This is a genomic window from Bifidobacterium sp. LH_450, from assembly GCF_056356715.1.
The window spans coordinates 201818-224540 of sequence record NZ_JBKEUU010000003.1 but is presented as its reverse complement, the minus strand read 5'-3'; the positions used below and the strand labels follow the sequence as shown (position 1 = coordinate 224540).

14 protein-coding genes are annotated in these 22723 nt (G+C 53.8%); 5 read left to right on the top strand and 9 right to left on the bottom strand.

Annotated features, from left to right (window positions below; translation table 11 throughout):
- Window positions 1-610: 610 nt before the first annotated feature.
- The 3 genes from AC1AXT_RS05610 (at window position 611) to AC1AXT_RS05600 (ending at window position 10698) form a co-directional block, all read left to right on the top strand.
- Complete coding sequence (locus AC1AXT_RS05610) at window positions 611-5212, top strand: Ig-like domain-containing protein (RefSeq protein ID WP_476562940.1); 4602 nt, start codon at window positions 611-613, stop codon at window positions 5210-5212.
- A gap of 147 nt (window positions 5213-5359) precedes the next feature.
- Window positions 5360-9667 carry an Ig-like domain-containing protein gene (locus AC1AXT_RS05605; protein WP_476562939.1) on the top strand — a complete coding sequence of 1436 codons (4308 nt, stop codon included), beginning with the start codon at window positions 5360-5362 and terminating at the stop codon, window positions 9665-9667.
- A gap of 611 nt (window positions 9668-10278) precedes the next feature.
- Window positions 10279-10698 (top strand): S-layer homology domain-containing protein, encoded by a 420-nt coding sequence (locus tag AC1AXT_RS05600; RefSeq protein ID WP_476562938.1) that lies wholly within the window; start codon window positions 10279-10281, stop codon window positions 10696-10698.
- A 146-nt stretch (window positions 10699-10844) separates the two neighbouring features.
- Here AC1AXT_RS05600 and AC1AXT_RS05595 read toward each other — a convergent pair whose 3' ends face one another.
- The 3 genes from AC1AXT_RS05595 to AC1AXT_RS05585 all read right to left on the bottom strand — a co-directional run bounded on the left by AC1AXT_RS05595 (window position 10845) and on the right by AC1AXT_RS05585 (window position 13055).
- Window positions 10845-11510, bottom strand: coding sequence for an NUDIX hydrolase (locus tag AC1AXT_RS05595; protein WP_476542202.1), 666 nt, complete (start codon window positions 11508-11510; stop codon window positions 10845-10847).
- 52 nt (window positions 11511-11562) lie between these two features.
- A complete protein-coding gene (locus AC1AXT_RS05590) occupies window positions 11563-12633 on the bottom strand; it encodes a hypothetical protein (protein WP_476542200.1) in 1071 nt (356 codons plus the stop codon).
- An 80-nt stretch (window positions 12634-12713) separates the two neighbouring features.
- Window positions 12714-13055, bottom strand: a complete 342-nt coding sequence (locus tag AC1AXT_RS05585; RefSeq protein WP_476553055.1) for a hypothetical protein — start codon at window positions 13053-13055, stop codon at window positions 12714-12716.
- 469 nt (window positions 13056-13524) lie between these two features.
- Between AC1AXT_RS05585 and AC1AXT_RS05580 the strand changes: the two genes are divergently transcribed.
- Complete coding sequence (locus AC1AXT_RS05580) at window positions 13525-14364, top strand: DUF4422 domain-containing protein (protein ID WP_476542197.1); 840 nt, start codon at window positions 13525-13527, stop codon at window positions 14362-14364.
- A 545-nt stretch (window positions 14365-14909) separates the two neighbouring features.
- Here AC1AXT_RS05580 and AC1AXT_RS05575 read toward each other — a convergent pair.
- Window positions 14910-16016 (bottom strand): acyltransferase family protein, encoded by a 1107-nt coding sequence (locus AC1AXT_RS05575; protein ID WP_476542195.1) that lies wholly within the window; start codon window positions 16014-16016, stop codon window positions 14910-14912.
- Window positions 16017-16061: 45 nt separating this feature from the next.
- On the opposite strand from AC1AXT_RS05575, the gene AC1AXT_RS05570 reads away from it, so the two are divergent.
- Window positions 16062-16328: a hypothetical protein gene (locus AC1AXT_RS05570; protein WP_476542194.1), complete on the top strand. Its 267-nt coding sequence runs from the start codon at window positions 16062-16064 to the stop codon at window positions 16326-16328.
- Window positions 16329-16376: 48 nt separating this feature from the next.
- Here AC1AXT_RS05570 and AC1AXT_RS05565 read toward each other — a convergent pair whose 3' ends face one another.
- The 5 genes from AC1AXT_RS05565 to AC1AXT_RS05545 form a co-directional block, all read right to left on the bottom strand.
- On the bottom strand, window positions 16377-17876 hold the full coding sequence (locus AC1AXT_RS05565) for a tyrosine-protein kinase domain-containing protein (RefSeq protein ID WP_476542193.1): 1500 nt from the start codon (window positions 17874-17876) through the stop codon (window positions 16377-16379).
- A gap of 186 nt (window positions 17877-18062) precedes the next feature.
- Entirely contained in the window at window positions 18063-19178 is a 1116-nt protein-coding gene (locus AC1AXT_RS05560; RefSeq protein ID WP_476542191.1) for an EpsG family protein, read from the bottom strand.
- 3 nt (window positions 19179-19181) lie between these two features.
- Complete coding sequence (locus tag AC1AXT_RS05555; protein ID WP_476542190.1) at window positions 19182-20174, bottom strand: capsular polysaccharide synthesis protein; 993 nt, start codon at window positions 20172-20174, stop codon at window positions 19182-19184.
- A 5-nt stretch (window positions 20175-20179) separates the two neighbouring features.
- Window positions 20180-21190, bottom strand: coding sequence for a glycosyltransferase (locus AC1AXT_RS05550; protein ID WP_476542188.1), 1011 nt, complete (start codon window positions 21188-21190; stop codon window positions 20180-20182).
- A 7-nt stretch (window positions 21191-21197) separates the two neighbouring features.
- Window positions 21198-22697: a lipopolysaccharide biosynthesis protein gene (locus AC1AXT_RS05545; protein WP_476542186.1), complete on the bottom strand. Its 1500-nt coding sequence runs from the start codon at window positions 22695-22697 to the stop codon at window positions 21198-21200.
- Window positions 22698-22723 lie beyond the last annotated feature (26 nt).

Sequence of the window (22723 nt, the reverse complement as noted above, 5' to 3'; positions counted from 1 at the left end):
GGGGAACTGAAGAAGCGTAGCGAACCGAACGTCCATCCATGTTCGGTTGTCCACGAGTTGGACGCCCATTCCACGGCGTGTCGAATTTGCACAGCATCTGCACTTAAGCGCATAACCCCTTGCGCTGCCAAACTTTCTTTGCCAGCGAACAGCTTGTTTGCTCATTGAACAAACTGCAAACGTGTGCGGAATCGTCAATTGGATTTACGACACGCGCCCGAAAGTCGTAGAATATATGCACTGCCAACGATTGCAAAACGACCGCTGGGCAGGGAGGAGAAAGCGCTGGCGCAATGATTGGGCCAGTTCGTTTGCAGGGAAGTTCGCCCACAAGGCGGACGGAAAGCTCTAGACAGCTACGCCAAAGTGAAGTGCCGTACCGAGGGGTCTCATCGTTGAAACCGTCAGGACCGCGGGGAGGGCGCTGCACGCGCTCCTGAACGAGAGGGGGCATGGCGAAGCCGGCCAGGGCGCAAACAACCATCGCCGCCGTCCGGCGATTGCGTGTCGGAACATCCGCCACGGAAACGAAGGGCGGCAGGGAACCCCGGAGTACCCGAGACTCGGGGGAGAGAAAGGAAGCACTGTGTGGTCTGAACCCACTGATGAAATGTGCGAAACCTCAGGGGGCATCGCCTTCGGCGACGGCTCCCCGGAGAACAACACCGCACGGCATTCTGCGAAGCGCATGTCGCAGAAGGCAAAGGCACAGAACATTAAGGAACGCACCGGCAAGATGGCGAAGAAGATCGCCGCGCTGGTGCTTTCTGCTGCTACGGCCGTGAGCGGCATGGCCATTGGCGTCTCTTCCGCCAATGCGGCCACCGTTCCGACCACCAGCTACGACCGTACGCTGGGCAACTCCACGTTTGAAACGGCCCGCAAGAACTACGGCCTGGCGCAGGAAATGAGCTACGGCTCCATCCTGCACGCATGGATGTGGTCGTTCAACACCATCAAGAACAACATGGAGGACATCGCCAAGGCCGGCTACACCTCCATCCAGACCGTCCCGATCAGCGAAATCAAGGGCCCGGTCGAAGGCACCAAGTTCACCGAGAACTGGTACTACGTCTACCAGCCGACCGGCACCAAGATCGGCAACGCCGTCGTGGGTACCGAAGACGACCTCAAGGCCATGTGCGCCGAAGCGCACAAGTACGGCATCCGAGTCATCGTCGACGGCGTTATCAACCACTTCTCGTCCGACTGGAGCGCCATTGACCCGGATTGGCAGGACACGAGCCTGTTCCACTCCCGTAACGGCATCTGCTCCGGCTCGAACGGCGACAACATCGACTACTCGAACCGTTGGCAGGTCACCCAGTGCCACCTGCTGGGCCTGTGGGATCTGAACACCCAGAGCCAGACGGTCGCCGACCGCATGGCCTCCTACCTCAAGCAGGCCGTGGCCGACGGCGTTGACGGCTTCCGCTACGACGCCGCGAAGCACATCGAGCTGCCGAACGAATTCGACACGTACTCCCCGTACTACGACACCATTCTGCCGAATGGCGCCCAGTACCAGTACGGCGAAGTCCTCCAGGGCGATTCCGGCCTGAACGCCGCCGCATACCCGGCGCTGTTCGACAAGTATTCGTCCAATGGCGGCGGCAACACCGCGTCGAACTACGGCAAGGCCGTGCGTTCGGCCATCGGCTCCGGCCGCCTGAACGCCGCGTCGCTGCGCAACCTGCAGGGCGACGGCGTCAACGACGACCAGCTGGTGACGTGGGTGGAATCGCACGATACCTATGCGAACGGCGATAAGGAATCGACCTCCCTGAATTCCTATCAGATCCGCATGGGCTGGGCCATCATCGGCGCTCGCGCCGGCGGCGCCCCGCTGTTCTTCAACCGTCCGGTCGGCTCCGGCGGCGACAACCCGCAGTTCTCCGAGCAGACGAAGCTCGGCGACAAGGGCGACGACGAGTGGAAGAGCGCCGAAGTCGTGGCCGTCAACCACTTCCGCAACGCCATGGAAGGCGCTCCGGAGAACCTGCAGAACTGCAAGGACAACACCTCCTGCCTCATGATCGAGCGCGGCATCTCCGACGACACCTCCGACAACAACGGCGTCGTCATCGCCAACATGGGCGGCCAGCAGGACCTCTCCGGCCAGTCGACCACGCTTGACGATGGCACCTACAAGGACCAGGTCAACGGCAACACCATCACCGTGTCCAACGGCACCATCACCTCCGGCTACGCGACCGGCTACAAGGTCTCCGTGTTCTGGAACGCCACCGGCGGCTCCACCGTGGACTCCGAGTCGATCTCCGCGTCCCCGATCAACACCACCTTCACCGGCAACGGCATCGAGGTGACGCTGCGCGCCCAGAACGCCACGAACCTGCAGTGGAGCACCTCCGACGGCAAGTCCGGCACGTTCGTCACCGGCGACAAGATCACCGTCGGCGCCAACGCCGAGGTCGGCGACACCATCACGCTGACGCTGACCGGCACCGGTACGGGTTCCGAAGGCAAGAGCTTCAACCTGAAGTACACGTATACGAAGGTTGAAAGAGCCGCGCAGAACCTAGCCAGTTACTATTCGACGAATACGACCGGCGCAACGACGAAGAAGACGATCACCGTTGACGGCAACGTGAGCGACTGGGACAGCTCCATGCTCATCGCCCAGGGCGCAGCCAACGACGATCCGCGCGTCTACCGCGAGAACTCGATGTACGAGGTCCCGATCGATCTGTATGCGCTCTACGGCACATACGACGACGACAACCTCTACCTCATGTGGGAAATGACGAACGTCCAGGATTACGTCGATCCGGGCGACACCTACCCGATCGGACGTCCGCTGTATGGCGAACTGAACTGCCCGCTGTGGATCGTGCTTGACACGGGCCGCTCGGACAACAAGATCGGCAAGAACCTCAACCTCACCACCGGCGGCACGATCTGGGCTTCCAACAACCAGTGGGAGCAGAGCATCAACAACCTCGTTGCCATTTCGTACAACGGCGCCAACGGCCCGTGGATGTACGGCGGCGATGAGGACGGCCTGAACTCCAACGCCATCTACGGTCCGGGCGCCAACGCGGCGACCAACACCGAGAAGACCGGCATGAAGTTCGCCTATGGCAAGGGCATCAAGAGCACCGAGGTGTGGGGCATCGACGGCGGCTGGGGTGAGAACAACGGCCGTGTCGTCGGCGACATGACCAACCAGAACGCCAACTGGGTGAACTTCAACAGCAAGGGCCACGATTCCGCTGGCCAGGATTCGAACTACGAGCTGTCCATCCCGCTCTCCGAGCTCGGCATCACCGCCGAGGACGTCGCCTCCACGGGCGTCGGCGTGCAGGTCGTCGCCACGATGGGCCTGTCCGGCATGGATTCCCTGCCGTACGACCTCGCGGCCAACGACAACGCCGATCTGCCGGATACCACCTCGCAGCCCAACAACTCCTACGAGAAGTCCGATGACGACAGCTACTCCGTCCCGCTCGCCCGCATCGGCGCTGCCGGCGGCGTCGTCGAACAGATTCCGGTTGAGTCCGTGACCGTTTCCGGCTCCTCCAGCATCGACCTGGGCTCCAGCCGCTACGCGCAGCTGTCCGCCACGGTCGCCCCGTCGAACGCCTCCAACAAGAAGGTGACGTGGAGCTCCTCCAACGAAACCATCGCGACGGTGGATTCGAAGGGCAAGGTGACGGCGAACAAGGCCGGTACGGTGACCATCACCGCCAAGGCCTCGAACGGCGTGACCGGCACGATCAAGATCACCGTGACCGGCGAGCTCGTCCTGCCGACCACCACGACGGTGTACTACCCGTCCACGGTGTACGGCGCCAGCTCCACCTACCTGCACTACCGTCTCGGCACGGGCACCTGGACGACCGTTCCGGGCGTGCAGATGACGGCTGCCTGCGATGGCTACCTCTCCTACACCATCGACAACCCCGACCAGCTGCAGGTTGAGTTCGTGTTCAACAACGGCTCCGGCACCTGGGACAACAACGGCGGCAACAACTACACGGCTACCGGTGAAAGCGTTCTCGTGAAGAACGGCGCGGTAACGGTGGATGCGCCTCCGTGCACCGTCGACGTTCCGGTGACGTCGGTTTCGCTGTCGCCTTCTTCCGCGAGCGTTGCGGTTGGTTCTTCGACTCAGCTTTCTGCGTCGGTGAGCCCGAGCAATGCGACGGATAAGACGGTGACGTGGAGCAGCTCGAATACCGCCGTTGCGACGGTGGATTCGTCGGGCAAGGTGACTGGCGTGAAGGCCGGTACGGCGACGATTACGGCGAAGGCCGGTTCGAAGAGCGCGACCGCGACGGTCACGGTGACGGCTTCTTCGGTGGCGGTCACGGGCGTGACGGTCTCCCCGAGCTCGCTGTCCTTGGCGAAGGGCGCGACCGGCCAGCTGTCGGCGACGGTCTCGCCGAGCAATGCGACGGACAAGACGGTGACGTGGCGTTCGAGCAACACGGCGGTGGCCACGGTGGACGCGAACGGCAAGGTGACGGCGGTCAAGGCCGGCACGGCCGCGATCACGGCCACGGCCGGCGGGGTGACGTCGAGCGCTGTGGCGGTGACGGTGACGGATTCGTCCGTGGTCGAGGTCACGGGCGTGAAGGTGACCAGCCCGTCTTCCAAGAAGCTGTCCATTGTAGAGACGGCATCGCAGACGGTAACCGCTTCCGTGCAGCCGACGAATGCGACTAACCAAAAGATTGATTGGTCGTCGACGAATGCCTCGGTGGCGCGCGTATCTTCCGATGGCGTGGTCACGGGCATGAAGGCTGGCACTGCCAACATTATTGCAAGTGCTAATGGTCACTGTGACATCATCGAGGTGACGGTGACGGCGTTGCGGTTCTCGGACGTGCCTGCGTCGCATTGGTTCTATGACGACATCGAGTGGCTGGGCGCGAACGGCATCTCGACGGGCAACAACGGCAAGTTCAACCCGTCGGATTCCACGACGCGCGCGGAGACGGTGCTGTTCCTGTACCGCCTGGCCGTCAAGGAAGGCGACATGAGCGCGATCACGTATTCGCCGACGGCGGCCGAGTACCAGAAGTTCCCGGACGTGAACGAGAACTCGTTCGCGGCGAAGGCGATCCTGTGGGGCGCGGCCAACGGGATCATCAACGGCAACAACGGCAAGTTCAGCGGCAATGACGACGTGCTGCGCGAACAGACCGCCGCCTTCCTGCACCGCCTCGACACCTACCTGAACAAGTAGGGGCGCATATCTCTCCAGTGGCCGTATAGGCATCACTGACCGAATCGGGCTCCAGCAACAATCCTGCTGGAGCCCGGTTTTCCTTCCCGATTCGTACGGATTCGGATTCATCAGGAACTAAATAGCAAGAGTCAAAAGAGAGCCTTCATGAGATCATCATCATTTGCGGGCACCCTCCGCAAAAAGGTAACCGGTGGCATCGCGGCCGCCGCGATGCTGTTCGCCGGGCTCGGCGTCAGCGCAGTGAAGACGGAAACGGCCGAAGCGGCCGTCACCCGCGACAGCTATTCGGCGACCCGTGGCAATGCGGCCTTTGAAACGGCCCGCAAGAAGTACGGCCTCGCTGAGGAAATGGTGGACGGTGCCACGCTGCACACGTTCATGTGGTCGTTCCAGACCATCCGCGAACACCTCGAGGAAATCGCGCAGGCCGGCTACACGTCCATCCAGATCAACAACGTGTCCGCCATCAAGGACAACCGCGAGCTGGGCCAGGGCAATTGGTACCTCAACTGGTACTACATCTACCAGCCCACGAACAACACCATCGGCAACTACATCCTCGGTTCCGAAGAGGAATTCATCGCGATGTGCGACGAAGCGCACTCCTATGGCCTGCGCGTCATCGTCGACGCCGTCGCGAACCACTTCACGTCAGACTGGGATGTCATCGACGAATCCTGGCAGAACACCGACTACTTCCATCCACAGAAGAACATCTCGGACTACAACGACCGCGAGGACTGCACGCAGAACACGCTCTCGGGCCTGTGGGATCTCAACACGCAGAACAGCACCGTCGAGGCCCGGATGACCGAGTTCTACCAGCGCATCATCGCTGACGGCGCCGACGGCTTCCGCTACGACGCCGCCAAGCACATCGAGCTGCCGGGCGAATTCGGCAACTCCACCTACTGGACGAGCATCCTCAACAACGGCGCCCAGTACCAGTACGGCGAAGTGCTGCAGGACAAGAACGTGCGCGAAACCGATTACGCCGCCATGTTCGCGGCTTCCTCGGTCGGTGGCGGCGGCGTGACGGCTTCCGACTACGGCATCGAGCTTCGCGGCGCCGTGCAGGACAACAGCCTCAACACCCGCTTCTTCACGAACACGCGTATCGACGTGCCGTCTTCCCAGCGCGTGAACTGGGTGGAGTCGCACGATAACTACTGCGACCGCCAGTCCGAGAAGTACACCGAAGAGCAGATCCGCCCGGTCTTCGCTGCCATGAACGCCATGGGCGAGGGCATGTCGCTGTTCTTCAACCGTCCGTATGCTTCCGGCGGCACCCAGGAGTGGTTCTCCGAGAAGTCGAAGATCGGCGACGTCGGCTCCGATGACTGGAAGAACCCGGGCATCGTCGCGTCGAACCACTTCCGCAACGCGATGGTGGGCAATGCCAACAACGTGTCCAACTGCAACAGCGACAACTGCATCATGGTCGAGCGCTACAAGTCCGACGGCAGCTCGGCGAACGACGGCGTCCTCGTCGCCACGAACGCCAACGGCGCCACGTCGCTCGTAGGCCTGTCGACGAAGCTCGACAACGGCACCTACACCGATGAGGTTTCCGGCTCGACGATCACCGTCTCCGGCGGCAAGATCACCTCCGGTTCGGTCGGCGCGAACACCATCGCCGCGTTCTACAACCCGACGATTTCCTACACGTCGATCTCCTCCGCCGAAGCGATGCCGAACAAGGGCAACTTCGACGACACCCAGAAGGTCACGCTCCGTTCGTTCAACATGGCGAATGCGCGCTACACCACGTCCGACGGCCAGTCCGGTTCCTTCTCCGATGGCGACGTCATCAACGTTGGCGCGAGCACCGCTTCGGGCGGCTCGGTGACCGTCACCGTTACGGGTACCGGCAACAACGGCAACACCATTTCGCACACCTATACCTACACGAAGAACAAGGTCATCGACGTCGACTCCGTCGCGATTTCCGGCCAGGGCACTGGCTCGATCAACCTGGCGAACGGACGTACGAAGCAGCTGACGGCTACCGTCAGCCCCGCTGACGCCACGAACCAGACGGTGACGTGGACCACCTCCGACTCCACCGTCGCCACCGTGTCCTCTTCCGGCCTCGTGACCGGCAAGAAGGCCGGTACCGTGACGATTACGGCGACGGCAGGCGGCAAGTCCGCTTCGGTGACGCTGACGTTCACCGGCGAGGTGACGACGACCGACACGACGATCTACTATCCGAGCTCGGTCTACGGTTCCGATTCCACCTACCTGCACTACCGCATCGGCACCGGTGCGTGGACGACGGCTCCGGGCGTCAAGATGGATTCGGCCTGCGACGGCTGGGTGTCCTACACCATTCCGGACACCGACGACGCGACGATCACCTTCGATTTCAACAACGGCTCCGGTTCTTGGGACAACAACGGCGGCAGCGACTACAGCGCCTCCGGCGAAACGATCGTCGTCAACAGCGGCTCGATTTCCGCCACTGTTCCGTGCGGCACCGGCGGCGACGTCGAAGTGTCGTCCGTCTCCGTGTCGCCGACCACGGTGTCGCTTGACCTGAACGGCACGACGACGAAGCAGCTGACGGCCACCGTGTCGCCGAGCAACGCCACGGACAAGACGGTGACCTGGACGAGCTCTAACACGTCGGTCGCTACCGTGTCCTCCTCCGGCCTCGTGACCGCCAAGGCCACCGGCACTGCCACGATTACGGCGAAGGCAGGCAGCAAGACGGCAACGGCTACCGTGACCGTCACGCAGTCCTCCACGCCGGTTGACCCTGAACCGACCCCGGGCACGTCGTCGACGACGATTTACTATCCGTCGTCGAAGTTCGGTGCTGATTCAACGTATCTGCATTACCGTGTTGGCGGCGAGTCTGGTACCTGGACGACTGCTCCGGGCGTCAAGATGACGCAGTCGCCGTGCTCTGGCTACGTGTACTACACGATTGAGAATACGGATGGCGCCGAGGTCGAGTTCGTGTTCAACAACGGCGGCAGCTCCTGGGATAACCGCAATGGCACCTCCGGCCTGAACTACTCGGGCTCGGGTGAAGTGCTGACGTGGCTGAACCAGTCCGGCGACATGTCCTCGACGGCTCCATGCTCGGTGACCGTTGATGTCACGAGCGTGACGGTGTCTCCGACTACTGCTTCGGTGACGGTCGGTTCGACTACGCAGCTGTCGGCTACGGTTGCCCCGTCGAACGCGACGGATAAGACGGTGACGTGGAGCAGCTCGAACACGTCGGTTGCGACGGTGGATTCGTCGGGCAAGGTGACTGGCGTGAAGGCCGGGACGGCGACGATCACGGCGAAGGCCGGTTCGAAGACGGCTACCGCGACGATCACGGTGACGGCTTCTTCGGTGGCGGTGACCTCGGTGACGGTGTCCCCGACGTCGCTGTCCTTGGCGAAGGGCGCGACCGGCCAGCTGTCGGCGTGGGTGTCCCCGTCGAACGCGACGGACCAGGCGGTGACGTGGCGTTCGAGCAACACGGCGGTGGCGACGGTGGATGCCAACGGCAAGGTGACGGCGGTCAAGGCCGGCACGGCCGCGGTCACGGCCACCGCGGGCGGCGTGGTCTCCAGCGCTGTCGCGGTGACGGTGACGGACGCCTCCGCGGTCGAGGTCACGGGCGTGAAGATCACGGACCCGTCCAGCGGCAAGCTCGACGTGGCCGTGGGCGGCACGGGCACGGTCACCGCGACGGTGACGCCGAGCAACGCGACGGACAAGACGATCAGCTGGTCGTCGTCCAACGCGTCGGTGGCGCGCGTGTCCTCGGACGGCGTGGTCACGGGCATGAAGGCCGGCACGGCGACGATCATCGCGTCCGCGAACGGGCATGCCGCGTCCGTGCAGGTGACGGTGACGGCGTTGCGGTTCTCGGACGTGCCTGCGTCGCATTGGTTCTATGACGACATCGAGTGGCTGGGCGAGAACGGCATCTCGACGGGCAACAACGGCAAGTTCAACCCGTCGGATTCCACGACGCGCGCGGAGACGGTGCTGTTCCTGTACCGCCTGGCCGTCAAGGAAGGCGACATGAGCGCGATCACGTATTCGCCGACGGCGGCCGAGTACCAGAAGTTCCCGGACGTGAACGAGAACTCGTTCGCGGCGAAGGCGATCCTGTGGGCGGCGTCGAAGGGCATCACGACGGGCCGTTCGAGCGGCAAGTTCGAGGGGTCGGCCACGGTGACGCGCGCCGAGATGGCGATGTTCATGAACCGGTTCGCGCGCATGCGCGGCGATTCGGCTGCGGCCACGTTCACGGCGTCGGCTTCGGACCTGAAGAAGTTCTCGGACGTGGACGGCACCGGGTTCGCCAACAGGGAGATCCTGTGGGGCGCGGCCAACGGGATCATCAACGGCAACAACGGCAAGTTCAGCGGCAATGACGACGTGCTGCGCGAACAGACCGCCGCCTTCCTGCACCGCCTCGACACCTACCTGAACAAGTAGGGGCGCATATCTCTCCAGTGGCCGTATAGGCATCACTGACCGAATCGGGCTCCAGCAACAATCCTGCTGGAGCCCGGTTTTCCTTCCCGATTCGTACGGATTCGGATTCATCAGGAACTAAATAGCAAGAGTCAAAAGAGAGCCTTCATGAGATCATCATCATTTGCGGGCACCCTCCGCAAAAAGGTAACCGGTGGCATCGCGGCCGCCGCGATGCTGTTCGCCGGGCTCGGCGTCAGCGCAGTGAAGACGGAAACGGCCGAAGCGGCCGTCACCCGCGACAGCTATTCGGCGACCCGTGGCAATGCGGCCTTTGAAACGGCCCGCAAGAAGTACGGCCTCGCTGAGGAAATGGTGGACGGTGCCACGCTGCACACGTTCATGTGGTCGTTCCAGACCATCCGCGAACACCTCGAGGAAATCGCGCAGGCCGGCTACACGTCCATCCAGATCAACAACGTGTCCGCCATCAAGGACAACCGCGAGCTGGGCCAGGGCAATTGGTACCTCAACTGGTACTACATCTACNCGGCAAGTTCAACCCGTCGGATTCCACGACGCGCGCGGAGACGGTGCTGTTCCTGTACCGCCTGGCCGTCAAGGAAGGCGACATGAGCGCGATCACGTATTCGCCGACGGCGGCCGAGTACCAGAAGTTCCCGGACGTGAACGAGAACTCGTTCGCGGCGAAGGCGATCCTGTGGGCGGCGTCGAAGGGCATCACGACGGGCCGTTCGAGCGGCAAGTTCGAGGGGTCGGCCACGGTGACGCGCGCCGAGATGGCGATGTTCATGAACCGGTTCGCGCGCATGCGCGGCGATTCGGATGCGGCCACCTTCAAGGCGTCGGCTTCGGACCTGAAGAAGTTCTCGGACGTGGACGGCACCGGGTTCGCCAACAGGGAGATCCTGTGGGGCGCGGCCAACGGGATCATCAACGGCAACAACGGCAAGTTCAGCGGCAATGACGACGTGCTGCGCGAACAGACCGCCGCCTTCCTGCACCGCCTCGACACCTACCTGAACAAGTAAAACGGGCCGGGACACGCATCCCGGCCCCAGGGCGCGCCCCCTCAGGGCTGCGCCAACCACCACGGGGCTCTCTTCTGCCCGACAACCACAGGACAGAAGAGAGCCCGCACACACATTGCTTATACCAGTGTCTGCAAAAAGAGCAGCTATTCCGCTGCAGCCTTTCCCTCTGCCTTATCCCGAATCTCCCTCCAAATGGTAAAGGCTGCTAAAGTTAATCCATCGACTATCTTCCCCTCCACAATCATCTTGCGGAACGAGGAGACGGGAATCCATTGAAGTCGGGTAAGTTCCCAATCCTTATGGGAATTCGAAGGCATATCGCCATAAAAGGAGTCACTGGTAATCTTCACCACGGCAATGGAATCTTTCACTACCCCTCCATCAGCATGGAGTTCCTGTAAAAAATCAATATCTTCGTTGACGGCCGTATAGCCAGTTTCCTCGCGAAGCTCACGAATAGCGGTGTCTTTGACCCCTTCTCCCTGCTCTCCCATCCCTCTTGGGAATTCCCAACACCACTGGCTAAGAGCAACGCGCCAGTGCAATCCTAAAAGCAGCTCCTCGGTCCTTACCCCGCGATGAATCATTTCTCTTTCACAGATACAGATGACGCCTGTACGTCCTTCCTTTACACTCGCATAGTGAAAGGTCAGCTCTTGGGAGAGTCCACTTATTGCTACTTTCTCCTTCGTAACAGTAAAGTCAGCCCCACCGTATTCCCGAAAAACGCAGGTCGAAGAGAGGGAATGAGGGGAATGCAGTTCATCACTTACTTCACGGGCAGCAGCACCCTTACTTTCCTGTGACATGCTATCCGCTCCCTCCGTGCCCTCCAAATGGAAAGACATTGAGTGTCAATTCCTATACGTCAGGATACACAATCGTGTTGGTACTCGACTTCACACGAAGTATCGTCTTGACGGTAGAAACAAGATCCATATTAGAGATGACGTTAATTGCCCATGACACAATTAGAGCCAGCGCAAAAGGAAGGCTAGACATATCCCATGCCATATCTGCAAGTACAGCCAGTCCAGCAACAACGGAAATAGCTATTAATCCTATTGCCGAATTCCACCCTTCACTTTTTAAAGTGTCCTCATCGTTCATGGCCAAGGCATAATAGGCGATATTTCTGCAGCATTCACGTTTCTTTCGTGTTGGCGTGCTCTTCCCACATGCACGCCATTTTCTAATCGATTCACGATGCTCATAGCAAAAACGCGTAAAGCATACAGCAGGCATCCCGGATAGAATATCAGTTATCTCGCCGCTTAGGATTAGGCCTAATTCGTTCTCCGCTTCATCAGATCCTTCAAGAACGCCTCGCACCGAACAATCTGCTACATCTACTGCTATGAGAGGAGCTCCTAAATACTCTGCAAAGGATCGTTGATACACTACCTGATACCAATCTTTCAGGGCGCGTTTTGTATAAGGAAGCGAGCGGGAATCAGCATCCTGACTATTCTCCGGCAAGGATGACTTGTCGATTTCATTGAACGCCTTCGATCGCTGCGGAATTCTGCTTATCGTTTTTAGCAGCGTAGCGAATTCTTGGCGACAGGAAAAGGGGGATTCCTGGTATCGGATTGAATCAAATGCGTAATGCCGCTCCATTTTCTGCAGATATACCTTTGAAAAATCAGAGAATATATCTTGATAGTTTTCCCCATCATTGGGCTGCTGGATGTAGACTACACGGCCCGATTCCGCTGCATCAAGCCATCGCTTCCAGCACATTCCCAATTCATTAAACCAATCAACACGCTCTCCCTTAGAAGCTTTCTCAGACAGAGAGTAAAGAACATGGGCAAAAGTGTCTGGCAGCAAATCGTCTCCCCACATTGACTGGCTTGCATTTTCAAAACCTGAAAGGTCCATCCCATCGACTGCCCATCCTCCCAGCGAGGAATAAACCATCTGTTTCAAATGCGGAGAGGTTTGAGATTCCTTTAGAGGTTCACCAAAAAGGAAGGCCTCGAAACTCTGGCGCAGAGTAGGGTATTCCCCTAGGATTGCAAGGACTGGTTCGTCGTTATACGCGCACCCGAGAATGCTGTTGATGCGCTCCGGCCCAAGAGCCAAGAAAAAATCCCGTCAAATACTTCAGGAACCGTGACAACAAGCCTCTTCCGATAGAGGTATGCGGTACGTGCAACCCCTGCAAAATAGGTCGAAAACGCCGGAATACGATTAATCAATAAAACTGGATAGTCCTCATCCGCCTTGTTCCATGATATAATTTCACGCTGCTCTCCACATAATGCATTCCAAACCGCTAATTGTTCCGTGGAATCAAAATTAGCCACCATCACTGCATCAATCTTTTCGCTCGGAAGCATGTTGCGCACAGTCCTCTACCTTCCAATGCAACCTAACCATTCCGGATTAGGCAGATAAAATCAGAATAAGGATTTCATCGTACTCGAATATCGACGGCCAGTATTAATCCATACCCTCCCTTCCGAACCCCATTCCATAATTATTCATTCTTATTAATTGATATATTATTAAAATATTTTAATACAACGAGTTAGAAAATAAACGCAATCACTATTTTACCATAAGAACGACTCTGCACGTCAGGACGTTGACGCCATGCTACCCTCGCCAGAGAGAACAATTAACCCGCTATCAGCGCTCAAAGCGCCCCATGGACAGCAGAAAGGATTCCTGGGGCAAGAAGAAATGCTTGGCGCTTGTTAGCCAATCAATTACAATAGAATATGCTTTTAGGAGGAAGCTTCTTGAAGCGACAATGCCTAAGTTATTTTTAAAAAACTAAGGCTCTAACTTTAAGATGGATTAGGAGACGACCACTTGAAGCAAGCTGATTCGAAGGACGGCATGAAGCAGCAACCCGATATTACGGTAATCGTTGCCACACATAAGCCTTACCGCATGCCTACAGACAGCATGTATCTTCCTTTGCACGTTGGAGCGGCTCTTCACCCGGAAGTAACCGCTACTATCGAAGGCGCATCTCCTGACAATACAGGCACTCACATTTCCGACCGGAACGATTTCTATTCCGAACTTACGGGCCTATATTGGTTATGGAAGAACAACCGGAGCAATTACAAGGGGCTCGTACACTATCGGCGTCATTTAGGGACACGGAAGAACCATAGTGTATCTTCCAAGGATCCCTTTGACAAAATCCTGACAAAAAAGGAAGCTCTAGAATTATTTCAACACACTGATATTCTACTCGCAAAACGCCGTAATTATTATATTGAGACCGTCGCTTCTCATTACGAGCATACCCTCGAGAAACGCCATCTCGATGTCTGTCGTGAAATAATTCAGGAGCAGTGCCCTGAGTATCTAGGCGCCTGGGATAAGACCATGCATTCTCGTGGTGCGCATATGTTCAATATGTTCATCATGAAGGAGGAACTTTTTGATTCATACTGCGCTTGGATGTTCCCCATTCTATTCGAGCTGGAAAAACGAATCGATCCAAAGCAATACGACGCTTTTCATGCACGGTTCATTGGCCGCGTAAGTGAGATGCTACTTGATCCCTGGATCACAACACATGGCTATAGCTATGTTGAATTACCTGTCGTGAGTCCCGAACCAATCAACTGGCGCAAAAAGATAACTTCGTTCCTAATGGCAAAATTCTTCGGCAAGAAATACACAAAGAGTTTCTAGGAATGAATATTTTGCAGGTATTGAGTCCGGTGGTTATTGCCTTTTGATGCCAGCATTATTCTGGATTGATGCAGGTGGTTATCGTGGGCGCAGGCCGGCCGGGTTATTGTCCTTTGATGCCGGGGCACGCCGGAAGGCCTGCCGGTGGGGATTTCGTTGCCCGGCCAGCCTTCCGGTTTTCCGGTCATAGCGTTGCGATGGCATTATCCGCCGCGACAAGCCGCGGTTGCGAAGCACGAAAAAAAACCAACTTCCTCCTTCTCTTGCGCTCCACGAAGATGAACTCTTCTTCTCCGCGCCCATCGTGCGGTAAAGGAGCATGGAAACACAGCTGGCCTCAAAGCACAATAACCGTTCCAAAACTAGACGTCCTCAAAACACGGAAACGCTGGCCTCCAAGCACACTGATGTTCGCAAACAGCACGGGCTCCTTTCCGAAACGTCACCTTGACGAAATACAAGACTTCCTGACACGCATCCCCGAAACGAGAGTTTTATTTCACAATCCTTGATTTCTTCTCGTCCTACGTGACAGGTGCAATCCATTAAATTTCTGCCGGCTTCATGTCCACAGTCTTCGATGTCTTCAAGCCGATACTCCATGGAATGAAACGCCTGATGAGCCAATCCTCTGCCCAGAGCAATCCCAGGCAGAATGCAGTGAGTAACAGCCCGATTACCCACTGAACCGCAACTGCACTTTCAGAAACATTGAGGTTCAGAACCTTGAAGAAGAGGATCTTCCCGATATTCAAGGTGAACGCGTTGACGCAATAGAACGAAATGGAATGGCGACCTATATAAGATAACCATTTTGTTCGCCAACAAATCAAAGAGAGGAAGACGGTAAAGGCAGTGCCGAGAAACGCTCCCGCAAATTTAATCCAAAAGTTTAACCATCCGTTTGTGTCCGACGTTTTCAAGAACCACACGGCAGTGATAACGAATAAAACAAGCGTGCCGATGCCTGCAATACCGACTATCCTCTTTTGCGATGGATTATTATCACGGATACCGTGCCAACAAACACTCAGCCATCCTTTACACGCGATGCCCAGTAGAATGAAACCGGCAGCCTTCACCCCAAGAACAAGTTGGAAGGGGATTTTGGAGACAAGGCCAATGTCTTCCATCCTCATACCGATAAATATAAATACTAAACCCATTATTATGTTACCGGCACCGGATAGAGTAATGGCCCGATTAATGCAATACACTAAAAGCTCACCAACAAAATAAGCCCATAAGAACCAGAGACCAGACCCAAAAAAGAGAACCTTGACAAATTGCCAACCGATATCTCCATAATCACGGGATACTCGCATAGCGGCATTCAACTGAGGTGCGATTAGCGCGGAAATGGGCTTTGCTAGGAAATAAAGGGAAAAAACATAGTAAGGCACCAAAAGAGTCTTTGCCTTCCGAGCTATGAATTTTCCAAAAGGAACCGAACCTTTGAATGTCAAGCCACCAAGGAAAAAGAACAAAGGCATGTGGAAAAGATAGACTGCGTCAATTGATCCGTCCAGCGCTGGAAGCCATACGCTCTCTCCACTCCCATTCCGAATATGCCCGAAGCACACCAGAATGATGCCAATTCCCTTAGCTACATCAATCCACTCCACCCTATGGCGTAGACGTGATTCCTTCATCTTCAGTCTCCCTTCTTCGCATCGCTCAACGCCAGGCTGCACGAAATGCTGCGCGACCACCGCGGCCAAAGCCTCACGCACCGGATGCACGCCATCTGCTGGCGGCGCCAGCAGCACACCGAGAACCCGGACCCCGCCAGCAGCCTGATCGACCACTACTACACCAACGAACAGATCGTCCGGCTCTACGAACAGGCATGCGAACACAGCCCGCAAGGCCGGCAAGCCGTCTACGGCATCCCCGCCAGATACGGCACCGGCATCGACTGGAACGAATTCCACACCAGCACCCCATACAACGACACCGACTAGCACCACCCGGCGTCAGCACAGACGCCAGACAACTTTAGCCTATAGCTCTTACTCCGAGCTTGACAGATGCTTCTTTTTCTGACGCTTGTCAGGTCCGGGCTGCCCCGCATTTGAATAGTAGTAGTAGCTACTTCCTGCAAGCTTCTTGCTAGCCTTGGCATAGTTGACGACGAAGCCAGTTAACGAAACCTCAAGATTATCAAGCTCCACCATTATGTCACGCAACTGCCGTTTAAGGGTGTAGCCACAGCGAGAAACGAGAACCAAGCCGCCACCTTGCTTTGCGAAGATTGCCGCTTCATTCGCAACAATCATGGGGGCGGTATCCACGATGACATAATCGTACTGCCGAAGCGCTTGGGCAATCAGCTCTTCCATCAGAGGCGAATTAAGAAGCATGGCAGCGTTAGGAGGTGTTGGGCCAGCTGGCATTACATGGAAATTCGACTTCCAGTACTTCTGTACAACATCCTTCACAGTAGCCTGCCGCGAGAGAACATGGACAAGTCCAGCGCTGCCATCAATTTCCAGCTTCTTGGCAATTGAAGGATGCCGCAAATCAGCGTCAATGAGGAGCACGCTCGATCCTGTCTCGGCCAATGCGGCAGCAAGATTAGCGCAGACTGTCGTCTTACCTTCATTGACCCCTACCGAAGAGACTATGACAAGCTTCGAGTTCGTCCCGCTTACAGGAGTAAAGAATGAGAGATTGGTACCAATCCGCCGGAAATCTTCAGCAATTGGGCTACCCGGTTCATTCATGATAACCGGCACCGTGTCTTTCAGCTCCTCTGTCTGCGGAATTCGTCCAATAATAGGAGCACCGATAAAGGATTCTAATTCAGACTCATCATGAATACGGGTAGAGAAGAGATCTTTCAGGAGTGCCACAAGGATTGCCAGGAACAGGCTGACAAAGAAGCCTATCGCTATATTCATTTTCACTTTAGGAGTGGTAGGTGAACTCGGAGCGACGGCAGGTTGGACGATAGTGAGTTTAATGGGTGATTGCGCACTATCGGAATAAAGAGAATGGCCGACCACCTCCGACAAAGATGCTGCCACCGCATTGGCCATAGCAGCTGCCATCTGTGCGTTGCCATCCTGGGCAGTGATGTTAATAAAGGATGTATTGGTTGGGACAGAAGCTGTAATCTTACCCGCCAATTCTTGTGCAGTTATTCCTGTGCCTAAACTCTCGGCTGCAGGAGCAAGGACAGCCTCTGTGGTGGTCAGAGAGGGATAGGATTTAATTTGGTTTGTGATGTAGCTACTCGCATTATTCGCATTAGCTGATGTCTCATCGCTATTAGAATTTTGCGAATATGTTGCGAAAAGTTTGGCAGTAGCTGTATATTTTGCAGGTTGCAGTAGAGTGAAAACACACACACCAGCGAAGACAATCACAAAGGTTACAATCATAGAGATGATGTGCTTACCCAATAACTCAATGAAGCCAGATAAAGTCATTCCACGTTCGTCGTTAAATTGACCTCTTCGGGGGTCTTCTTTCGCAGAGGTTTTATTCACCGAGGTGTTCAAATCCATTCTCCTATATTCAGTATGCGGCATTCAATGCATACGACGATGCAAAACCGACTATCGCTACATGCTCATATATGAATAATAGTTTATATCAATTCAATATGCATAGGTCGCTCCCGGACATTCACCACTTTTGCCCCTATCTCATCAATAACTCCTTAATGTATATTTTGCATATGATACAGACACCTAGTTGTAGGTCGAATACGGGTCAAAGGAGAAAGCATACGGCAATGGTGTATCATAGTTTCCCTGTACAGGGTATGTGAAGAACCATATTGTTACGAATATAAGAACAAAAGCGCCAATTCCGATCTTTATATATATATTCGGAATCAATCGTAGGAATAGAGGGAATGTAATGATATGGAAAGAAGCGAAAAAGAAGGCAATGCGGAACATCAGCGGAACGCCTTGAAGGAAGCTAACGCTTAGCGCAATGGATTCCATAAAGAATGCAATATAGTGCATCCTTGAAGCGTTCTTTTTCCACTTTAATAATATAATGAGCATGATAATGAAAAAGAACGCTTCCATTAAGACCATCGAAAGACTATCTCTTCCTTGGAAGACCGAATCTATATAGCTCGCAAAACGAGTCTGGGACATGAACCGTAGGACTAGAGTTACTAAAACAGACCTCAATAGGAAAAAGACAATTGGAATAATTATAGAGATTTTCAGTAAGAGATTATTGAAATTCTTTAGGAGTGCAATAATCACAAACGCCACTGCAACGATCACTCCCGACGAATGGATGCATACGCCGAGAATAACGCATACTATTCCGATGGCACGGTTCGGCACTGATTCTTTCCGCCCGAATAGTAAAGCGAACGCTAAAAGGAACATAGCGATAGCCGTGTACTGAGCAACCATTGAAATGGATTTAAAATAGCTGTCATCAAACAGGAATAACAATGTCGAATAGGCAACCAGACCGGTACATAGATATGCCGAGATGAAAACAGAGAGCACCACTAGGGCACCCGTGATGATAAACAAAAGCTGATAATCATCCGATATCCATTGGCTAATACGATATATCGCATTAAAACCAAAGTCGGAATGCACTTCATCACCTATGCGATATCGATAATAATCAGAGACATAGGTAGGGAAGTAATCATAGCCGACACCGTACCGCAAGCATGTAATGAAAAGGACAGGAAGAGGGGCACATAAAAGGCACAACCAATGGATGCAAGGAAGAGCTCTGTTTTCAGCCGGATTCCTCCGTGCGGTTGCATCCGCTATAAGCCCTAAAAGGACAGACATTCCGAAGGCAGAGAGATACACCACCATAAGCTAGAAGCCTCCCTTAGACACGAGAGCGGAATCACTAGTTTCATCCAGCCAGTCCGTAATATTCTTTAGTCGTTTCTCCTGGACTTCATTCAAATGATTGCTGGTCTTATATATCCATGTATCTTTGGAACACAGCTTTTGCAACGATGCGTTCTCCAAAGGGATGTTCTCCAAAACAACGTCCATGATCATTTCACAATGAGTGTTATTATCTGGAACCTTTTCATAGCCTTTTTCCACCGCAGGAACGGAACGCGCGAGGGCAGCTAGATAATACATAAAAAAATAATCGACACTGTATTTATATTTTTCAATATATGATTCAATCATCTTCTTGAATACTTTGTAAAACAATGCATGCGGCTGCGCGCCGAGATAATATATCTGCCACTGAGTTCCATCGGGTATGTACTGAGAGAATTCAAATGGCTTGAGCCCCTTGACCGAATACATGGGGTAAGAAAGAACATCGTCAGGAGTGGGTGCAATTTGAAAAAGAGTAAGATCCATCCAGATCCCTCCATATCGTTCCAAAAGTGCAACCCTGATGTAATCAACTAAATGAGCCGGGGAAAGCATCCCCTTGTGGAAACGCTCCATGATAACTGGCGGTACTTCAATCAGTTCGCATGCACTGGATAAATCCAAGCAACGAACCGTGTAACCGGGATTAAGTTTATGGATACGTTCAAGATTTGTCTTTAGAGTTTGGGGCATCGATTCAACGCCCTGAAGCCAGCATGCCCAAATTGTCTTATCTGAATCGGCCGTAAAAGGAACAGCCGTCTCCGAAGATTCAGCATAACCGTCGACTATGGCTCCAAATTGTTTTGCAAACCAAGTTTCCAGACATCGCACTCTTTTAGAATTGAGCCATCGCCCTGCACAGGATTCAGTAAGATGCAGCTTGCGGAGAACAGTCTTAGCGAACTGCATAAAAGGATATAGAGGCGAAACACTAAACCACATCGCTATTTTCTGTAGTTTTTCCATAGGTTTCATCCAATCTGCCTATTTCTAACGTTGCACATCTGTTCGCACAGCCAGAACCAGTGCAACCGTATCGCCATCGCAAAGATCCTTTTACTAACACTAAGCGTATTAAGTTTAACATTGATAATTGATTTGTGGAAAATGTCTTGCCGGATAAGTCCAGAGAAAGCATCCTTTCGCTCTTTTTTAGTTAAATCGCTATTCGGATTAAAAATATAGTGGACGATAATCATTATTTCATGAAAAACAACACAAGAATCAAAATATTCTGATATTTTCTGGTTGTTTGTCGATAGGACACGTTGCTCAATTACGCTCAAAAATCGAAGGATATCCTCTTCATAATCTCTCCTAAAGGAAGTGACGGTCGATTCCCCATTCCTTTGATAGGCATACAGCTCCTCCGGATAAACGCCAATGCGGGAACTGCGAGATATCGTATCAAATACGAATACGGTATCTTCCCCTAGGGAAAGTGAGGTATCAAAAAGCAAATCGTTTTCCCTGATTAGCGCCGTCCTGTAAATCTTTCCCCACACATTCGCAGTTCCTTGATCCGGAGAAAGAATGCTTCCTAGAAATGCAAAGCGATCGTCAGTATCAGAGATGACTCGCGGACTCCCCTCTTTTCCGTGATGCTCAACGCTATGTCGCATTACGGTCTTATAACCACCCTGCACTACATCACACGTGTTTTTCTCCGCAAATTTGACCATCTCCAGAAGAACAGCATCATCCAAATCATCGTCTGCATCTAAGAATGTTACCCATTCCGTATCAGCATGCTTCAGCCCCTCATTCCGGGCTGCTGACACGCCTCCGTGTGGGATGCTGATTACCTTGCACTGCTCTCTCTTGGACTCATCGACGAGAATTTTCGACATATTGTCTTGCTGTCCATCAAAAACAATAATAATTTTACATTTGGGATTATTTATATATTTATCAATTATAAATTGAATCGTTTGAATGTGAACGTTATAGACCGGTACAATAATGCTTATACTTTGTTTCATCAGTCATTTACTTTCGTTTTGCGACGGTTATGAGACTTTTCAGGGCCGGAAGGACCTCGATAGCTTGGCAGATGATGATGGCAGCGAAAAGAACACAACCCAATACACTTGAGAACGATAAGTCCATCGCACGTATAATGCCTTGGCCAAGAAGAAGCACCTGGGTGGGAATGAGGGTAAGCCAAGATATGGGGAATCGCATAATTCTCCTAGAATCGATCATGCGCAGAATAAGGATTATTCCATTCCCGATAAGCATCGCTACTCCAGCCCCCTGCAATCCGAGCCAGTGAATGAAGATAGGGGTAGCTATAACAACGGCGACCGCACCCACAATGGTCGTTATAAACAGAAACATCGTCTTCATGCTGGCCGTATACAGGGAAGCAAAGAAAGAGCTCATAATGCTATAGAAAACCGCAATCACCATGATAGGGATCAGGACCCATCCGGAATAGAAATTTCCCTGCAGCATAAAGGATGCAATCCATGGAGCAAGCATAATGATGGATGAAGTCAATACAGCCGCTATAGCATGATAGACTTTAAAAATAATGGAATAGAAATTTGCTATATTATTATTTTTGAATTCTTGAAATGCAGAAAGATTCCATGCAGACATAAAAATCTGACTTAGCATGTTAACGATATTCGGAATTTTCCAAGCCGCCGCAAAAATTCCGGACGTAGCAATACCAAGCATGCTGACAATGAAGAATCTGTTGATATTGACACCAATCCACCACGATAATGCATTAGGCATCAACGGGACGGAATAAACAAGCATCTTCTTTAAATAGCCCGAAGAGTTACGTAGTACTTTAAAGTGAATGAAACGATATTGGCGTCCCCCGATCATATAGACGAATATCCCGAAAGAGCCGCCCAAAATAATCGACCAGTAGTAGCCAATAAGCCCCATCCCCTGAGCTCCGATGAGGTACCACGCCAAGATAGCCGTAGAGAACGATACCGCTACCGATGACCATGGGATGAGTTTAATCTGATTGACACCTCTCGCAATATATCCACAGAATTGCTGTATTGCCGCCACGGAATAAGCAACCGTAAAAAAGACCGCATACTTTCCTAAGCCTCCAAAAATACTGGCATTCAGAAGGGGGGAGGCACATCCAACCAGTACACAACTGAGAATAGTGATTATAAAGCCCCACGTTATGTACTTCTGCTGATGATCAGTATCATCGATGCTGAAACGTAAAATGGCTTCTGCAATTTGAAGAGTGGCAAGAGGGAGCGCTAAATTTATTACCGTAGCCGACATATCAGATATTCCGAAATCGACTTCATTCATATAGGCCGTATAAAGCGGGACTAGAAGAAAAGTTATTAACTTAGTTGCTACCGAATTCAGAGCGAATAAAGCTATATTAACGGCTAAATTCTTATATTTAGTCCATTTGCTTCCATGCGAGGCTGCCGGGGATTCCACTTCTTTCCCATCCTCCCTTGTTGCGCCTATAAGAACCGCTTCCTCATCATCCATTATTGCGTGGCTCTCCCTTACAAAAT

Bases quoted from the DNA above. Each gene is read 5' to 3' on its own strand.
- AC1AXT_RS05560 (WP_476542191.1), bottom strand. From the start codon at position 19,178: ATGGTGGTGTATCTCTCTGCCTTCGGAATGTCTGTCCTTTTAGGGCTT.
- AC1AXT_RS05550 (WP_476542188.1), bottom strand. From the start codon at position 21,190: ATGAAACAAAGTATAAGCATTATTGTACCGGTCTATAACGTTCACATT.
- AC1AXT_RS05555 (WP_476542190.1), bottom strand. From the start codon at position 20,174: ATGGAAAAACTACAGAAAATAGCGATGTGGTTTAGTGTTTCGCCTCTA.
- AC1AXT_RS05605 (WP_476562939.1), top strand. From the start codon at position 5,360: ATGAGATCATCATCATTTGCGGGCACCCTCCGCAAAAAGGTAACCGGT.
- AC1AXT_RS05575 (WP_476542195.1), bottom strand. From the start codon at position 16,016: ATGAAGGAATCACGTCTACGCCATAGGGTGGAGTGGATTGATGTAGCT.
- AC1AXT_RS05610 (WP_476562940.1), top strand. From the start codon at position 611: ATGTGCGAAACCTCAGGGGGCATCGCCTTCGGCGACGGCTCCCCGGAG.
- AC1AXT_RS05600 (WP_476562938.1), top strand. From the start codon at position 10,279: ATGAGCGCGATCACGTATTCGCCGACGGCGGCCGAGTACCAGAAGTTC.
- AC1AXT_RS05545 (WP_476542186.1), bottom strand. From the start codon at position 22,697: ATGGATGATGAGGAAGCGGTTCTTATAGGCGCAACAAGGGAGGATGGG.
- AC1AXT_RS05595 (WP_476542202.1), bottom strand. From the start codon at position 11,510: ATGTCACAGGAAAGTAAGGGTGCTGCTGCCCGTGAAGTAAGTGATGAA.
- AC1AXT_RS05565 (WP_476542193.1), bottom strand. From the start codon at position 17,876: ATGGATTTGAACACCTCGGTGAATAAAACCTCTGCGAAAGAAGACCCC.
- AC1AXT_RS05570 (WP_476542194.1), top strand. From the start codon at position 16,062: ATGCTGCGCGACCACCGCGGCCAAAGCCTCACGCACCGGATGCACGCC.